This window comes from Methylomonas sp. BG-2 (assembly GCF_057766305.1).
In genome coordinates this window covers 1-17407 of record NZ_JBYMAP010000079.1, presented here as the reverse complement: position 1 = coordinate 17407, position 17407 = coordinate 1, and the positions used below count along the sequence as shown (strand labels likewise).

General features: G+C 57.5%; 13 protein-coding genes. 2 read left to right on the top strand and 11 right to left on the bottom strand.

Annotated elements, in window-relative coordinates; translation table 11 throughout:
- Nucleotides 1-518 (top strand): TVP38/TMEM64 family protein (locus AC3B8H_RS09505; RefSeq protein ID WP_488441351.1); only part of this gene is annotated, 518 nt, incomplete at its 5' end.
- A gap of 43 nt (nucleotides 519-561) precedes the next feature.
- Here the strand turns inward: AC3B8H_RS09505 and AC3B8H_RS09500 are convergent.
- Nucleotides 562-2067 (bottom strand): TIM44-like domain-containing protein, encoded by a 1506-nt coding sequence (locus AC3B8H_RS09500; protein ID WP_488441350.1) that lies wholly within the window; start codon nucleotides 2065-2067, stop codon nucleotides 562-564.
- A complete protein-coding gene (locus AC3B8H_RS09495) occupies nucleotides 2064-2687 on the bottom strand; it encodes a TPM domain-containing protein (RefSeq protein ID WP_488441349.1) in 624 nt (207 codons plus the stop codon). The genes AC3B8H_RS09500 and AC3B8H_RS09495 overlap by 4 nt, the downstream gene beginning before the upstream one ends.
- Nucleotides 2688-2746: 59 nt before the next feature.
- On the opposite strand from AC3B8H_RS09495, the gene AC3B8H_RS09490 reads away from it, so the two are divergent.
- Complete coding sequence (locus tag AC3B8H_RS09490; RefSeq protein WP_488441348.1) at nucleotides 2747-3766, top strand: SPFH domain-containing protein; 1020 nt, start codon at nucleotides 2747-2749, stop codon at nucleotides 3764-3766.
- Between the two features lie 146 nt (nucleotides 3767-3912).
- On the opposite strand, the gene AC3B8H_RS09485 is transcribed toward AC3B8H_RS09490, so the two are convergent.
- The 9 genes from AC3B8H_RS09485 to AC3B8H_RS09445 form a co-directional block, all read right to left on the bottom strand.
- Nucleotides 3913-4782, bottom strand: a complete 870-nt coding sequence (locus tag AC3B8H_RS09485) for an AraC family transcriptional regulator (RefSeq protein ID WP_488441347.1) — start codon at nucleotides 4780-4782, stop codon at nucleotides 3913-3915.
- A gap of 86 nt (nucleotides 4783-4868) precedes the next feature.
- Nucleotides 4869-5057 carry a hypothetical protein gene (locus AC3B8H_RS09480; RefSeq protein WP_488441346.1) on the bottom strand — a complete coding sequence of 63 codons (189 nt, stop codon included), beginning with the start codon at nucleotides 5055-5057 and terminating at the stop codon, nucleotides 4869-4871.
- 594 nt (nucleotides 5058-5651) lie between these two features.
- Nucleotides 5652-6041 carry a hypothetical protein gene (locus tag AC3B8H_RS09475; protein WP_488441345.1) on the bottom strand — a complete coding sequence of 130 codons (390 nt, stop codon included), beginning with the start codon at nucleotides 6039-6041 and terminating at the stop codon, nucleotides 5652-5654.
- Between the two features lie 470 nt (nucleotides 6042-6511).
- The gene (locus tag AC3B8H_RS09470) at nucleotides 6512-7513 is read right to left on the bottom strand and encodes a cytochrome-c peroxidase (protein ID WP_488441344.1); all 1002 of its coding nucleotides are present in this window, start codon (nucleotides 7511-7513) and stop codon (nucleotides 6512-6514) included.
- Between the two features lie 223 nt (nucleotides 7514-7736).
- Entirely contained in the window at nucleotides 7737-11195 is a 3459-nt protein-coding gene (locus tag AC3B8H_RS09465) for a response regulator (protein WP_488441343.1), read from the bottom strand.
- 5 nt (nucleotides 11196-11200) lie between these two features.
- The gene (locus tag AC3B8H_RS09460) at nucleotides 11201-11734 is read right to left on the bottom strand and encodes a YfiR family protein (protein ID WP_488441342.1); all 534 of its coding nucleotides are present in this window, start codon (nucleotides 11732-11734) and stop codon (nucleotides 11201-11203) included.
- Nucleotides 11734-14694, bottom strand: coding sequence for a TonB-dependent receptor (locus AC3B8H_RS09455; protein ID WP_488441341.1), 2961 nt, complete (start codon nucleotides 14692-14694; stop codon nucleotides 11734-11736). Before AC3B8H_RS09455 ends, AC3B8H_RS09460 begins: the two co-directional genes overlap by 1 nt.
- Nucleotides 14695-14710: 16 nt before the next feature.
- Nucleotides 14711-16741 carry an EAL domain-containing protein gene (locus AC3B8H_RS09450; RefSeq protein ID WP_488441340.1) on the bottom strand — a complete coding sequence of 677 codons (2031 nt, stop codon included), beginning with the start codon at nucleotides 16739-16741 and terminating at the stop codon, nucleotides 14711-14713.
- A 30-nt stretch (nucleotides 16742-16771) separates the two neighbouring features.
- Entirely contained in the window at nucleotides 16772-17194 is a 423-nt protein-coding gene (locus AC3B8H_RS09445; protein WP_488441339.1) for a response regulator, read from the bottom strand.
- Nucleotides 17195-17407: the final 213 nt, after the last annotated feature.

Here is a 17407-nt window from a genome sequence, read left to right as displayed (position 1 = left end):
TCTTATTTTTCCTGGCCTGCATCGTTTTCGTCAATTCCCCGGTGCCCGCCGCCGCCGCGATTAAAGTATTAGGCGGTTACTTTTTCGGGTTTTATCTGGGCGCGGCTTATAATGTCGCGGCGACGATTCTGGCTTGTTTGGTCGGTTTCGCCGTCAGCCGCTATGCGCTAAAAGCATGGTTTGAAAAAAGGTATTACGACCGAATCAAGAGCATCGATACCGAGCTGGAACAGAATGGCTTTTATTATTTTCTAAGTTTGCGACTCGTCATGGTGGTGCCGTATTTTATGATCAATATCAGCGCCGGTATTTCCAGAGTGTCTTTCCGGCAATATTGCTACAGCACGATACTCGGGGTGTTACCGACCTCGTTGATTTACGCCAACGGCGGCGAAAAACTGGAGCGGATCGCGTCTTTTAGCCAATTGCTGGAGCCGCCGGTGATTGCGGCAATCTTATCGGTGGCGGCGCTGTCGCTGGTGCCGGTGGTGTTAACTAAATTGGCGGCCACGCGTTAGATTTGGCGGCGAGTTTACCGGTATGAATACACTCGGGCATTGCTTAACCGGCATACACCTCGTCCTGCTCGATCAAAAACAGCACCCAGGAAAACTGGCCGGTGCTGATCTTGCTGCCGCAATAACCGCATTCGCCGCTTTGGCCCATATTGTCGGCCGGGGCGCCGCAGCTGGGGCATTGGGTTAGCGCGTAGGGTTGGTCCCGGCGTTCGGTGGCGGCGCGGCGGACGAAGGTCCAGTATTCGGAATAGCGCCGTAGTTTGGATTTGGAGCCGCCGACCAATTTGCCTTGATGATCCTCGGTGTAATCGTTGCAGGCGGCGAAGATGCGGACGGTGACGGCTTCGTAAAATGCGTCGCTGTCGATTTTCGCCAACACCACTTGTTCGATCCGCAGATTGTCTAGCCGGTTGTACCAGCCGCGCTCGGCGTACATGTTTTGCCAAAACGCGTTGGTTTCATAGAGTCGGTCCGAAAGCAAATGCCGGGCCGATTGCCATTCGCGCCGGCTCCAGCCGCCGTAAATGGTCAGGAAATATTGCCGAACGACGTCTTTTTCGAACGGCGCCCAAAACTGGGTCCAATCGGCAAGGCCGTAACGTTGCTGCCAAGCGTTGATTTGTTCGATCAGATCGCTTTGTTTAATCGTGATGGCTTGCGTGCCTTGTTCCTCGGCGTAGGCCGCCAGGCCTTCATCCGCCGGCATCGCGCGGGTACCGACCACGACACGCTTGCCCAAGCACCATTGCTCGCCGCCTTTTTGCACGCTGGCGCCGCAATAGCCGCACACGCCGGCATCGGTAAAATGCGCGGGACCGCCGCATTGTGGACAACTCAAGGCCTGCATCTTTTCAGGTTCCGCCGACAGCAAGCCTTTGCGGCGGTATAAACGCCAACGCTCGACGACGGCGTGGCGCGAATGTTGGCCTTGCAAACCCAAGGTGTAATTGGCGTCTATCTCGATGTCAATCCTGTCGGCCTCGTCGCCGGTGGTGTCGATCGCGAGCCAGCGCATGCCGTTGACGACGATTTCGCTCACGGTCCAAGGCTGAGCGTTGGCGAAATGACCTTGCAGCTCGGCGCTCAAAAATGGCGACAAGTAGGCGAACTCCGGCTTGGTCGAGTATTCGTAAAACTTGCAATACAGCGAATGCGCGAATTCCAGAAACACAATCGCCGAAAAGTGGCCGTCCAGCCGTTTCAGCGCGGCGATTTGCTCGGCAATACCGTTTTGGCGGCGGGCGCGGACTTCCGGCGGCGGGGTGGCGGCGAGGGCGCGGGCTTGCGATTGCTGACGGATGACGTAAATCACGATCGCGGCAATGATCAAAAACAGGACTAACGCTTCCAGCGACGACATCGGATGGCCGCCGCTGGATGAGCCGCCGCTATGCGTGCTCCAACCGGAACTCGAATGCGAACCGCCACCGGAACTATGCGAGCTCGAAGAGCTGTGCGAGCTGCTGGAATGCCCGCCGCCCGGCCGGGCCGGCAGCGCTTGGGAAACGATCAAGCCGATCAACGCAACTATCGCCAGCCACTTTTTCATAAATCGACGTCCAGCCGGTCCGGCAATTCGTTGAGGTCGCCTTCGCGCACCGGCAGGTAGCGGGCCAGTGCATCGGCGGCGTTCGCCAAGGCTTGCAGCAAGGCTTGTTCCGGGTGCTTGGCGCGGAAGATGGCGTTGGCGTCGGCTTGCAAGGTTTGCCAAACCGCTTGCGGCAGCGCCTGTTCCAAGCCTCGGTCCGCCAACAGAAACACCCGTTGTTCCAGTAGCGAGCAATACACCAACAAGCCGGTTTTAGCTTGGGTATGCTGAATGCCGGCCTTTTGAAAGATCGCCCTGGCCAGGATTTCGACCGCCTTGTCCAGGCGTGCTCGCCGCACGCTCAGACGTTTGATCGCCGGCAACGCGCCGCCGCCGTAACCGAGTGCAAAAGCCGTTAGCGGTGCGTAATAGATCAACCAATTTTCGAATTCGAATGGCGCGTACATCATGAGTGTAAAACACCACCAGGCCGCGCCCAAACCCCAACAGAGCGGTACCGAGCCGTAATCCGCCGAGCGGGCCCGGAACACCACCACCACTTCGGCTTGCGAACCGCGTTCGATGGTCTTGATCGCTTCCCATAGCCGGGCTTGATAGTTTGCCGCCAGATATTGTTTCATCGCATTTTCACCGCGGTGCTCTATAGTTGGATTCCAAGTTTTATTCTCAGGGGACAATCATGGGACTTTTCGACGGTTTGCAACGCCAACTGCGCTCGGTAATAGAATGGCAACAGCCGGCACCGAACGCCTTGTTCGAACAATGGACCGACAACGGCGACGAGATCAAAAACGCCTCGACGCTGATCGTCGGTCCCGGCCAGGGCTGCATCTTCGTCTATCGCGGCAAGGTGCAGGCAGTGTTCGACAACGAGGGGTCCTACAACCTGCAAACCGACAACATCCCGTTTTGGACCACGATTTCCAGCTTCATGCAGTTTTTCGAAAGCCAATACAAGGTCGGCATTTATTTCTACCGCAAGACCCTGATTTTGGACCAGAAGTGGGGGACCACTTCGATGATCAAATATCTCGATCCGACCTATAAATTCCCGGTCGGTCTGCGCGCCTACGGCAATTATAGTTACCGTCTGGCCGAACCCGCCCAGTTTTTCGTCAACGTGGTCGGCGAACAGAACATCTTCACCACCGATCAATTGCGGACTGTGATCGTCGCCCGGCTGGGCCAGCCGCTGGCCGATTTTCTGGCCACCAGCCGCTTCGGCTATCTGGACATCGATACCAATCGCGAGGAAATCGCCGCCGGCGTGCTGCAAAAACTGCTGCCGATGTTCGCGGAGTTGGGCTTTGCGATCACCGATTTTCGGATCGAAGGCACCGATTTCGACGAAGACACCTTAAAGCGCATCAACCGTATCGCCGACATGACCGCCGAAGCCCAGGCGGCCAAGGAAGTCGGTCTGGACTACGCCCGCATCCAACAACTGGAAGCGATGCGCGAAGCCGCCCGCAACGAAGGCGGCGGGGCCGGTATGGGCATGGGGCTGGGCGCGGGGATCGGCTTCGGCCAAAACATCGCGCAGGCCATGAGCAATCCCGCCGCCGGCGTCGCCGCGCCCGCGCCGGCAGCGGTCGATCCGATGGAAAAACTCGCGCAGCTGAAAAAAATGTTCGAAGCCGAGCTGATCACCGCCGAGGAATACGCGGAAAAGAAGAAGAGTATTTTGGATGGGATGTGACGACTCGCGCCGCCTTTGCCGGTAACAAGGTCTTCGCCCGATTCGAGCCGGTCGGGCGCCCCGAGCGCCATTGAGGACAATATCAAGCGCGTTGGTCGCGCGCGTGACCGTGAATGGCGCTAATTCGGCCGTGCGGGCGTCGGCGCCTAGGCCAAGGGCAGATAAATATCCGTAATCTGTTCGTGCTCCGGCGTTTCGGGCACGCGTTTGATGTACTGGAAAAACAGTGGGAAATCCCGCAATTCCTCGCCGCTATCCGGCAACCAGTCGCGGAACAAATAATACACGCTGTCGCTGATACGATCGGTCGAGCCCAGGTGGCGCACCACGGCGCAACGTCCTCCCGGAATCCGCTTATTGACCACGCCTTGCGGGTTTGCCGGCACGCTTTGTTCGACCTCGCCACATACATCAAACCGAAATACATCCGGCGGCGTGACGGTCGGGTCGTCGTAGGCGATGCCGAAGGTCCGGCTGCTCGCAATCGGCGACAGTCCGCTTTGTTTGCGCCAGGCAATGAAGTGTTTGACGGTGTCCATCACCAGGTTTGGCGAACCGCGGTGCTCCAGCGCGGCAACCAGGGTTTCGGAAAATTCGACGACGTTGACTTGCATGTAACGGCTCCTCAGGCGTTGGGGTAAGTGCATGCGCTCGTTCCACGGCTGCCATGCGGGTTGATTTCTAAACTGAGTGGGCGTTTGCCCGAAGCATTTTTTAAAGGCGCGAGAAAACGATTCCGCATTACCGAATCCGGTTTCCAACGCAATCTCGGTAATCGGGCGCCGTTCCTGAAACACCAGTTGGTACGAGGCCTTGCGCAGCCGCAATAGCTGAATGTAGCGCGTCGTGCTCAGCCCCGTATGGGCGGAAAATTGCCGTTGAAAATGGAACTTGGAAAAATGGGCCTGCTGGCTCAGTTCGTCCACCGACAAGGGCTCGAACAGATGCCGGTCGATATATTCGAAAACTCGCTCGAAGCGCGCCGTATACGCCGCGGTTGCCGCCGTATTTTTCACCGTTTGTTTCTCCTGAATTGGACGCTACTTTAGCAAGCCTAGCATCCGATCGCCTGACCGAACGTGCTGAGTTGAAGGGGTTCCTTCTATGCCCTTTGTGGGTAGGTACCTTCGCCGAAATTCTTCGCACCGGTGCTGTCGAACGGCAAATGCAAGCCATCGCGATTGGCAAAACTACTAATCGACCACAAAGCGTTGGGCAATCCGGCATGGCCCAATCGAAGCCAGAATATCTCAATGATGAGGCTTGCCGGAAGCGGGTCTTCGATCGTCAAATTGAAAACCTAACATGTTACCGTCATCCAACCTAACTCCGTCGGAGTCGCTGCAGTGGCCGCCCAAGCGAAAAAAAAACGTTGATTCTTCCATTCAATAGCGGGATAGGGGGCATCATCAACTAGTCAAACGATGACGGCCGCGTAAAGCGCAAGCGCGACCTTAAACGTCTCAAAAATCGTAAAGTTATCGATAAAGTTATAAATAAGCCGTCACGGTGTGCAAAACGGCGTGCAAAACTTTCCAGGATCCTGGGGAAAAGAGCGTTGAAAAGTTTCCACCCCAGGTTGTTCAATGACCGGCTTTTTGCCGAAGAACGTTACCAAAAACCTAACCCGCAATCCGGCCAGCGAAGCCAGCCGGATGCCCGCGCGGGAAAGTCTCCCAAGTCCAACCACCACGCCACCTAACAAACCGAAACGGCCGGCCGGTTTCCCTTAGTCAGCAACGTTCCTGAACCGCATAGGAACGCTAGGAACATCGTCTACCGTCCGTTATCACGGAAAATAAGCGGCTATTGTGACCAGTCTACACAGCGGGAGACCGCAACCGCCGCGCAACACGTGAGCCGGAAGGCGAACCGGCTACACCGGTTAAGATCGACACCGGTGCTTGAACTTCTGGCTAATCGTCTCAGCGATACCGGACAAGGTTTTTAAGCGCTTGAATTCAGCCTGTAGCTTAACGATTTCCTCGGCCTGATCCCGCCACAGCAACAAACTGGCCGGCGTCCAAAACCGGGATTTGTATTTCAGCTTGCCGCGTGTAAATAGCCAGCCGTGCCATTCACCAGTCAAGTGCTTTTTATCCCACAACAACAGATAACGCTCGGCAAGCTCGCAACCGTCCCAGTCCCATTGTTCGATTTGTTCAACATCAACGCCAAGAATCTCCGCCGCGCGTTCCACATTTAGACCGACCTTATTCCAGCGCACATGATAAAACGTTGAATGTGCTTGCCGTCCGCGCTTTTTGGGTGTCATTATTTCGGCTCCTTTTGATGAAAGCCCGGATAAATGCAATTAGGATGCCCGTTAGTAATTTAACATAATATACATTATGCGAAATGCCGAGGGGGCTGTCCGGCATTTCGTAACGGTTAGAACCAGGCTAACCGGCACCAGCGGCCGGCGATGAAACAGGCGGCGGCGCCTTCATTCCCGCCGATGCGGGCTGACAAAATACGACGTGGCTTGCTGGGTGTAACAACGGCATCCGTAAGGCAGGCGCCGACTCCGGCACGTTCGGCAGCTTGAGATTGCAATCGAATCGGTTTAGGTTGTCGGCAGACACTTCAACCTGACCATCTCTAGATTGGCCACTATCGGTTCCGGCGTTTCGTAACGCTAAATCCTGGCCGGCGCCGAGATCTAGGCACTGGCCGCGGGACGGAAAGTCAGCCAATAAAAAGGGGCCTTTCGGCCCCTTCGCTTTTTTTGGCGGACGGCAGGGATTAGTTAAACGAGCTGCCTGGCGTGCCTGGAAGATGCGGCATGCTTTGAGTAGGAAACTCGCCGCTCAGCGCGTTTAAAAACGCGACGATGTCGGCTACTTCGGCGTCGGACAATTCTTTATTCAACTGCAACTTCGCCATCAACCAGACCGCTCTGTCCAAAGTTTTGACCGAGCCATTGTGAAAATACGGAGCGGTCAAAGCGACGTTCCGTAAGGTGGGTACTTTCCAGAAGTGCTTGTCGGCGTCGCTTTTGGTGACTTCGGCGCGGCCCAGATCTTTTTGGAAATGGTATTGCGCTTCGAAGTAACCGCTGGAATTCACCGGAAATTTCTGGAACATGCCGGCCCCGTTAAATGCTGGGCCGCTGTGGCAACTCGTGCAACCGATTTCGACCGCCTTTTTCATGCCGCGCACTTGTTGTTCGGTCAGGGCGCTGGTATTGCCTTCAACATATTTATCGTACGCACTGTTAGGAGTAATCAGAGTACGCTCGTAAGCCGCGATGGCCTTGGTCGCGTTATCCTTGCTGATCGAGTCCTTGCCAAAGGCTTTTTCGAACGCATCTTGATAGCCTTCGATGGTTTTCAGGCGGGCCACGACGTCGTCCCAGCTTTTCATGCCCATTTCAATCGGGTTGGTTACCGGACCGGCGGCCTGCTCTTCCAGGCTGGCGGCGCGGCCATCCCAAAATTGCACCGCGTTGAACGCCGCATTCCAGACAGTCGGCGCGCTACGGCCGCCGGTTTGGCCGTTTACGCCCATTGAGTTGGGTCGGTTGTCTTCGCCGCCCAACATGGTGTTATGGCAAGAGGCGCAAGCCACGGTGCCGGTCGACGATAACCGCGGATCGTGGTAGAGCATTTTTCCCAGTGCGACTTTTTCGGCTGTGGTGGGATTGTTTTCCGGTGCCGGAGCGCTGGCGGGCAAGGACTCCGCGGCCGACGCGGACAAGGCACCGGTCATCGCCAACGCCGCGACCAGTAATCGAATTTTTAACATAACCATCCTCCTAAAAGTAATTATTGTGAGCCTAGGGCCGGCGAATTGTAAGGTATTGCCGCGCGACAGGTAAATCAAAATGCGATGCCTCGCCGCCGCCGGCCTAAGCAATGCCTGAATTGGAAGGAGACCGAGGCGCTCGCATCGTTTTAACGGCTGCCCTACTCCCCTTATCCGCGGTCGTCACACTCAACGTAGCCATCTCGGTCGTCGGCAGCTGGGGCTAGCTCGATTGCAAGCGCTCGCGCAGCCCGGCTAATTGTAGCTGGGCTTCGTCGATTGCAAAGCGATCGATGTGTTTGGCAAGCGTCTGCAACTCAGCCTGCCATTCGCCACCCGCCGCCAGACTGCGCAATTCCGCGAATACCGTTTCGACCGCGCCTAGGTCGGTGTCCAATGCCACCGCCAAACGCTCGGCGGCCTGGGCGATTTCGGGGATATTCGCGAACGGTTTCAGCGCCACTTCGATTGCCGGTTGCTTCGCCGCTAATTCGCTCAATTCGGCCATGACTTGCGCCAAGCGTTGCTCAAAGTCGGCGAGTTGTTCTTCGTCCGGCCGATGGCCTTGCTTCAATACCGTGTCGACGGCGGCGGCCGCGTCGAACAAGGCTTGCGCGCCTAGGTTGCCGCTGACACCTTTCAACGCGTGGCAACGCGCTTCCGCTTCGTCGAAACGATCCGCGTCGATCGAAGCCCTCAGTTGCGTCACCGAGTCGGCATAATGCGCCAAAAAACGCAGCAATTGACGCCGATAAGCCTCAGGGTTGCCGCCGATGCGTCGAACGCCCTGATCCACGTTCAGAGTCCGTAAACACAACAAATCCGAGGGGTATTCGACGTTCGCCGCCACCGGGGCCGAAGTCACCTGCTCAGCGGTACCGGCAATCCAGGTAGTTAACGCCGCCAGCAATCGCTCGGGGTCAATTGGTTTGGTAATATGGTCGTTCATGCCGGCCTGCAGGCTTTTTTCAATATCCTGCGCCATCGCGTGAGCCGTCATCGCGATAATCGGCATCGCGCCGAAACGGTCGGCGCCGTCGGCTTGGGTCAGCGAGCGAATTTGCCTTACCGCTTCCAAACCGTCCAGCACCGGCATCTGAATATCCATCAACACCGCATCGTAGGCCGTCTGACACACTTTCCGCACCGCCTCCTCGCCGTTAACCGCCTCGTCCACCTCAAGGCCGTGGCCGCGCAGCAACTCGCCGGCAAACTCGCGGTTGATCTCATTATCCTCGACCAGCAATATCCGCCGGCCGTGCAAGGGGCCGGTTTCGACGCCGCCGGTCAGGCGCGGCTTGAATTTATCAGCCATGCCCTGGATACGCCCCCGTCCCAAGGCCGATAGAATGGCATCCAACAAAGACGACGGCGAGACGGGTTTAATCAAGAAACCGTCGATGCCGACGTTGTCCGCGAGACGCATGACTTCCTCATTACCATAAGCGGTGACCATGATCGCCTTAACCCCGGCCAAGCGCGGGTCGGCCCGCATTTGCTCCACCACTTCGTCGCCGTTCATGCCCGGCATGTGCCAATCCACCAAGACCAACTCGAAGGGTTGGGTGGCGGATGCTTGGCGCAATTCGGTCAAGGCTTCGGCGCCGCTGGCGGCGACGCCGATACGCAGGCCGAACGGCCTGAGCATATCGGCAATGATTTCTCGCGACGCTTCGTTGTCGTCCACCACCAACACTCGGACGTCGGCCAACAGCCGGCCGACCTTGTCTTCCAGCGATTGCGGACGTTGCGCGCCGCTAGCGGCGATACCCAAACGCGCGGTAAAGCAAAACGTGGTCCCCAGGCCCGGCTCCGACCAATCGATCCAGATACGTCCGCGCATCATTTCCACCAGTTTTTTGGAAATTGCCAGACCCAAGCCGGTACCGCCAAACCGCCGACTAGTGCCTTGGTCGGCCTGAGTGAATTCAGTGAACAATTTATCGCGGTCGGTTCGCGACATGCCGATGCCGGTATCGCGCACCGTAACCAGCAACTCAATTTCGGCGGGCGCGACCACGCGGCCGTGAAAAGCCAATTCCAGCTCGCCGCGCTCGGTAAATTTCAACGCGTTGCTGCACAAATTGGTTAACACCTGGCCGAGGCGTAACGGATCGCCAATCAATAACGGTGGAATGTCAGGATCGTGCCGAATCAAAAACTCGATATTTTTCAAGCCGGCTTGATAGCCGATCACATCGGCTAATTGATCGACCACCCCATCGAACCGGAATTCGGCTTGCTCCAGCGTGAGTTTCCCGGCCTCGATCTTGGAAAAATCCAGAATGTCGTTCAGGATACCGAGCAAAGCCCGGGCGGAACTGTAGGCCTTGGCCAAATAATTGCGTTGCGACGCGCTAAGTTCGGTCTGAAGCGCCAGATGCAGCATGCCCAGCACACCGTTCATCGGCGTGCGGATCTCGTGCGACATGTTGGCGAGAAACTGACTCTTGGTTTGAGTCGCCGACTCGGCGGCGTCGCGAGCTTCCTTCAGCGCGGTTTCGTACTGTTTACGCAACGTGACATCTTCGTAGGTGCTGACGAAACCGCCGTCCGAAATCGGCCCGCCGCTGATTTCAAGAACCTTGCCGTCGGCTCGAGTCCATACGTAACGGTGCGGTTGAAACCGACCGATTCTTTCCAGGGCTTCGCGCAATTCGGCCTTGGTTTCGGCGAAATGCAAGGCGTCGTCATGTAAATCGAAGCGCACGAAATCGGTGTGATCTCGGCCGGGTTGCAACAATTCCGTGGGGTAGCCGCGCACCTGCGCCAATTGCTTGTTCCATACCAGTAATTTCAAATCGGCGTCGAAGGCAATCAAGCCTTGCGACATGCTGTCCAACACCGTCGTCAATATAGCGCCGTTGTGGGCCAGCTTGACGTTGGTTTCGGCCAATTCGGCGGTGCGCGCCGCGACGCGCCGCTCCAAATCCTCGTTGACCGCCGCCAATTGATGTCGGCTGTCCGCCAGTTGGCGGTCACGGTTTTCTATCGTTCCGATCATCGTGTTGAAGGCCGAAATCAGCGCGCCGAGCTCGTCGCTGCTGTGACGCTCGGCGCGTAGTGTGTAATCCTGGCTATGGTTGATGGTTTCGACGGTTTTTTTCAATTTGACCAGCGGCGCCGAGATCACCCGCTGTAAACGCGAAGCCATCAGCAATGCAATAGCGGCCGCCAATACCACGATCAAGGATGCCGCGATTAGCGAACCACGCCAGAGCGTATTCAGTTCCGCCAGACTGGCGACGATCAACACCCACCCGACATGCTGGCCGTCCAGTTCGATATTCTCGGCCATTCGGCAAAATTGCTCGCCGAAAACCGCCTGCCCGATTTGCTGCCGCGCCGGCCACGCGGCCGGGCAAGATTCCCCGCGCCGGTATTCGGCGAATAAACCACCCTCGGCATTGTAAATACAGGCGGACACCACCGCCGGCTTGACACCCAGTGCACTGAGATTGGCTTCCGCGACGCCCGGATCGCCGAAGGATAAGGCGACGGTGCTGCGGCCGGACACAATGCGCGCCAACGATTGTAAGTCCTTGGCCATGTCTTCCTTCAGCCGCATCCGCTCGTGCAAGACGAAACCGGTTCCGGCCAGCAACAGAGCAACCAGACTGGTTACCAGAATAATCAGCACCAATTTGGTTTTGATATTGACGTCGAGAGAACTGACCGGCATGGTTATCAAGGTTTGGCGGGTATGACGATGCGGGCAATCTCCATCAACAACGCGTTGATTTTGAGTTGCGCGCCGCTGACGGTTTGGGGATTGATTTCCACTTTAAGCTGATCCTGTTCGCGGTAGAAACCGATGCCGCCGCCGCGTGCCGCAAATCCGAGCTGGTCGCTGACAGTCAGTACCGCCCTACTCTTTGTTTGCTGCAACAGACCCTGCAGCAGCGCCGAATCGCCATCGATGTAGAGCAATTGGCAAATCTGCAACTCCTCGGTCCCCGACCAGATTTGCAAAGCCCTCCCCTTGCTGTCGCGACTGGCCAGTTCACCGAGCTGCTCGACCACCGCGTCGGCACCGACCACGCAGACGTGCAAGGGTTCGTCGCCGGGTGTCGGCCATTCGATCAGGCGGGTGAAGTTAAATAAATACCCGGCCTTGGTTTTCGCGTCCGCACTGTCCGCCTCTACCGGCCAAGTCAACCAGCACAAGGTCAACAAGGCAATAAGTCGACAACGGATCGCCGAAAGCCCGGACCAGCGCATCAGAACTCCAGCCGCGCCGTTAATTTCAGTGTCAATGGCGGCCCGGCCAGAACCGAGGTCGGAGTACCCAGATCGGCCGAGGCGAAATCGCTATTGAAAGCCCCGTAATTTTTGAAATCGAATAAATTCAAGACATCCAGACGCAACTTAAAGCGCGTATCGCGCGGGGTGTCGAAGTTTTTGATTAACGCGATATCAAATTGCCGATAGCCCCACCACTCGCCGGGAAAAATAAAGTCGTAGCCGCGCGGCGTATAGGTATCAAAGCGGCACGCGCCGCTGAGGCAATGAATGCCGTAGCGGGTTTCGGGCGTTGCCAGCGTGAGTTTGGCGGCAAACACCAAGTCCCAGGGTAAATCGACACTGCCAGTGGTCACCAGCTTATGCGCGCGCACGCCCGAGGTATCCAGCCAACCGACGCTATGCGTATCGGGCTTTTCGAACAAATAGCTACTGTTGTCCAGAAACGATTGCGGTTTGTTTTCCTCCGAATCGGTAAACGTGTACGCAAAACTGGCGCCCCAACCGCTTTCCTTGGCGTAAGGCTTCTCGGCCTTCAAAAACACCGAGTTGGTTTTGGTCTGCACGCCGTTGTCGAACAAAATCAGCTGACCGTAACCAGGAACCGCTTGAAACGTCCCGCCCAGATCACTACCGGCGCGGTAAAAACTGCCGTCGGCATTGCGCCCGCCCAGCAAGCCCACCAGACCGTCGTAGCTATGCACATGCGACACCGCCAGTTCGGTATACCAATCGCCGATGCGATTCCGGATTCCGAGGCTGAATTGATCGGCAAACGGGGTTTTCAGATTATTACGCAATAAATTGATTTCCCGGCTGGCCGGCGTGGCGCCGGTCAGCGCGCTGAGTTGTTCGCCGCTGTAATTCAAATAGGCCGGATCCCAGGCGATGCAATCGGCCCCCGCGTCGCAATCGTAGTTCGGGTCGCCTTGAAACGCCAGGCTGAACGACGGATAACTGCCCTTGGTGCGCTCGAGTTGCAGCATATCGTAAATGTTGCGGTCATAGGCTCGGCCGAAGCCGCCGAATAGCACATGGCGTTGATCGCCGCCAACGTCGTAGGCAAAACCCAGCCGCGGCGCGATATTGTCGGCGTCGGCCCGGCGGTTGTGGCCATTGCTCAGATAATCCTCGAGATTATAGCCGCCGCGGCCGTCCGCGATATTGCTCCACCCGCGCAACGCGCTTGCCACGCCGGCTGGCGTGACGAAATTCAGGTAACCGGGGTTGTACTCGTAATCCCAGCGCGCGCCCAAGCTGAGACTTAAGTGACGATTCAGTTCCCAATCGTCCTGAAGATAGAGCCCGACTTGGCTGACGCCGGTCGAGGTCGCGCCGTTGCCGTCGCCGAGTCCGGCCATCGGCGCGGCCCAAGTGACCCGGTAGGGCGTTCCGTCCGGGTTGTTCAGGTTGTAGCTGAATTGTGGATTGTAGGGGTCGCGCTCCAAGGCCTGTAATTCGATGTATTTAAGCTTCGCGCCGACTTTTACCACATGCGAACCGTGCCAGTTCAAACCGCTAAAGGTCAGATCGTCTTGCAAGCCCGGACCGCGCTGGCCTTTGTCTTGAAAGTTTCCGGCGCCGCCGCCGTTCAGTACCGTCGCGCTGCTTAAATTGCCGCCACTCAAGGTGCCGTCCAAACGCTGCAGTTGCTGTCCGGCGTTCAAATGCGCCGGCTGCTGCCGCCAACTGCTGTCTTCGTAGGTGAAGCGAGCTTCGTTGACCCAATGCTCGGCGCTGTATTGATATTTGAAGTCCAGGCGTTTTTCGGCATTGCCCTTGTCCAGCGCGCTCGGTTCGGCATTGCCGCCGCCGATGCCAAGTATTTGGGTCTCGTCGCGCAACTTAAACGAGGCTTCCAGCAGATTGCGGTCGTCCAGCGCCCAATCCAGCTTGGCGAAAAACAGATCGGCTTCGAACGGCCGATTCACCTCGCCGAGCAGCGACCGGTAGCGCGCCGGTAACGCCCCGCCGTCGGCAGTGCCCACGCCCGTGAAATCGTCGTTTTGCTTGCGTTCGTAGGCGACGAAAAAATGCGCCGCGTCGCGGGCGATCGGCCCGCTCAGGGTCACGCCGTATTGGGCCTGCATGTTGTCGTAGCGGCCGCTCAGCGTTTCGCTGGGCGTGGCGGCGCGCAAATCCTGATTGGTGTGGTCGTAAAACGCTTCGCCGTGAAACTGGTTGCCACCGGATTTGGTCTGCACCGAAATCACCGCGCCGCTGGCTTGGTCAAACTCCGCCTTGTAGTTTTGACTGATGACTTTGTATTCTGCGACCGCCGATTCCGGAAATACGTTGCCGCGGCTGGAATCCTGGCCGGCCACGCCACCGCGCACCACGTAATTTTTTTGGCTGACGCCGTCGATATACAGATTGACGCTGTCCGGCCGCTGACCGCCGCTTTGCAAGCGGGTACTGCCGTCCGGATCGGTCACGACGTTGACGCCGGGCGCCAGATCGGCATAGTTCAGGAAGTTGCGGTTGATCTGCGGCAGGCGCTGCATTTGTTCCGGGGTCAGATAGGTCGCCAGCTCCGGATTGCGGATTTCCGAAGCGGTTTCGGCGCCGGCTTCGGCGCCGACCGCCAAGTCCAACGTCATTGCCTGCCCGACTTGCAAGGTCAACGCCTGCTCGGCGCTGCGGCCGTCCGGTGTCAGCACTTTCAACGCGTAGCGGCCGGGGCGCAATGCCATCAACACGTAATCGCCGCCTTCGCGCGAGACGGTGCGGGTGGAAAAGCCGCGATCCAAATGGGTGACGATAATCTGGGCGCCGGCTTGGTCGGCTAATCCCGACATTTCGACCCGCCCGCGCAGCGTAGCCATGCTGGGATCGGCCCGCGCCGGTTGCCCGCAGATCGCGCTCAACAGTCCGATGCCCGCCAGCCAAGCCGCCGCCCTCACCGGCGCCAACCGGATCGATTTGAGCTGAGCTGACACGCGGCTCGGCATGTCCTCAAACGTCCGCTTCGGTGTAGCTAGCGGCCGCCACCGGCGAGGGCTGGCCGATGTAATAGCCCTGGGAATAATCGATGCCCAACTCCTTGACCTTGGCCTGTATCCGCGGACTACCAACGAATTCGGCGATGGTCTTCATGCCCAAACGTCGGGCCGCATCGACGATGACGTGAGCGATCGCTTGCGAATCGCGGCTATCGATAATGTTCATGATGATGGAGCCGTCGATTTTGAGGTAGTCGATCTTCAGCCGTAACAAGTGGGCGAAATTGGAATAGCCGCTACCGAAATCGTCGATCGCGAAACGGCAGCCCCGGGCCTTCATCCGTTCGATGAACTCGGCGATTTCGCCATAATTTTCGATGCCTTCGGTCTCGGTGATTTCCAACACGATACGCGGCCCAACGTCGGGCGGCGACAGACGTTCGTAAAGAAAGTCGGCGGTGTTGGCGTCGATGATGTCTTCGACGGTCAGATTCAGCGCCATCAACCCGCTGCAGTGCGGTAACGCGGCAACGACTTTATCGACCATGGTTTTGGTTAACGCCGTATATTGGCGGGAGCGTTTGGCAACGCCGAGGAAAGTCGGCGGAATCACCGTGCCGTCCTCGTCTATCATCCGCATCAACGCTTCGTATTCGACGATGCGTCCGGTGGCGTTGTCGACGATGGGTTGGTAATAAGGCACGATCCGACCGCTGGCCAAAGCCGAGCGAATCTTTTGACTCCAGCGGATATTGTCACGGTAATACGACTTCACCTCCATTTCCTCGTCGTAGACCAAATAGTCGCGCTGTTCGGCCCTGGCCCTGGCCAAGGCCAGCGCGGCGTGGGTATAGCAGTTGTTGGTACCCTGGCAAATACCGGCCGTGACTTGAATGAAAATACGATCCTCGTCGCAATCGACCGGTTCTTCTTCCAGGTGCCGCATGATGCGGCCTATCAACGAAGCGAATTGTTCCAGCGTGCAATCGTCGCCCGCCGCCAGCATCGCGAACAAATCGCCGCCGATGCGATAGGCTTCGACCCAACCTCCGCCCATCCGGTCCAAGCGCCGGCCGATTTCCAGTAAGACCTTGTCGCCGTTGGCCAAGCCGTAAAAGTCGTTGATGGCCTTGAATTGGTCGATGTTGATCATTCCCAGCAAGGGCTCGCTGGCGGCTTCCAGATCCTGCATCAATTTGACTCGGTTGGGCAGTCCGGTCAACTTGTCGGTGGCTTGTTCGCGGATCAGCTCTTCCTGGCGTATCAGACAGGTGACGTCCACGCTGCAAGACATGTATTCGCTGGGGCGACCGTCGGCGCCAATCACCGGTACGATGGTATTGTTGATATAAACCGTGTCGCCGTTCTTGCGGCGATTGCAGTAAATCCCGCGCCAAACCTCTCCGCCGCCGATGGTCTGCCACATTTCCCGAAACAGGCTGCACGGCGTATCGGGATCGGCAATCAGTTTATGCGTTTTCCCGATCACCTCGTCACGGCTGTAACCGTAGGTATCCACGAAAGTGTCGTTGACGAAGGTAATCACGCCGGCGGCGTCGGTACGGGAGACGATGTTGGCGGCATCGGTCGCCCGGGTATATTCGTTGAGCCTGTGCACCCGACCTTCCAGCGCGCGCCGGAGGCGGCTCAGCTCCAGATGGGTTTTGATCCTAGCCCGAACTTCGTCGATATCGAAGGGTTTGGTGATGTAGTCCCCTGCTCCCAGTGAAAAGCCGCGTACCTTTTCGATCGCGGCATCGACCACCGAGACAAACAAAACCGGAATGCCCTCGGTGGCTGGATTTTCCTTGATGCGCCGGCAGACTTCGTAACCGTCCATGCCGGGCATCATGATGTCCAGCAACAACAAATCCGGCGGCGTGGGACCGAATACCAAATCCAGGGCCTTTTGACCGTCGGTGGCAACCAGTATGCCGTAGTCGCCCTTCAACGCTTCCAACAGACCATGAATATTTTCCGGCAAATCGTCGACCACCAAAATCGTCGGTCTGGACTTGTTTACTACGCTGGCATTTTTACTCATGAATGGTGTGGGCTTGGGCAATGAGGCAAATTATAGTCGGCCATAGCGTTTACGGTAGGCGGCTAGCGCCAGATGGGTACGCACCCTGGCCAGCAAGGTTTCCGGGACGACCGGCTTGCTCAAGTAATCCGCCGCCCCCATCTGAAACCCTTTTGCTTCATCGCCCGACTCGGTCGCGGCGGTGACGAAGATTACCGGTATGTCCAAGGTGGTATCGTTGGCCTTGAGGCACTCGAGCACCTGATAGCCATCCATCTGCGGCATTATCACGTCCAGCAGGATCAAATCGGGCGTGGGCTGGCGCTGGGCGATCTCCAGCGCTTTTTCGCCGGATGTCGCCGCCAAAATCGCATACTCGCCGCGGAGTATGTTTAACAAGGTGTGCAGATTCTCATGAACATCGTCGACGATCAGAATCCTGGGCTTCTCGCCGGCGCTAAAAGTGTCAGGCATGGATGCCGCCTCCCAACGGCTGAATAATTATGTCGTGCAGCCCATGATCCGATGATTGACCGAATCGACGCAAGCGGACTCCGCGCGTTGATCGGACGCAAAGCGATGTCCGACTTTCCGCGCTACCGAACAGGAATTGTACGGCATCCAGTCTTTTCCAATCCGGACAAAAGCCCGAACGAAGCGTGTTTGCGAGAACGGTCTGGATCGGCG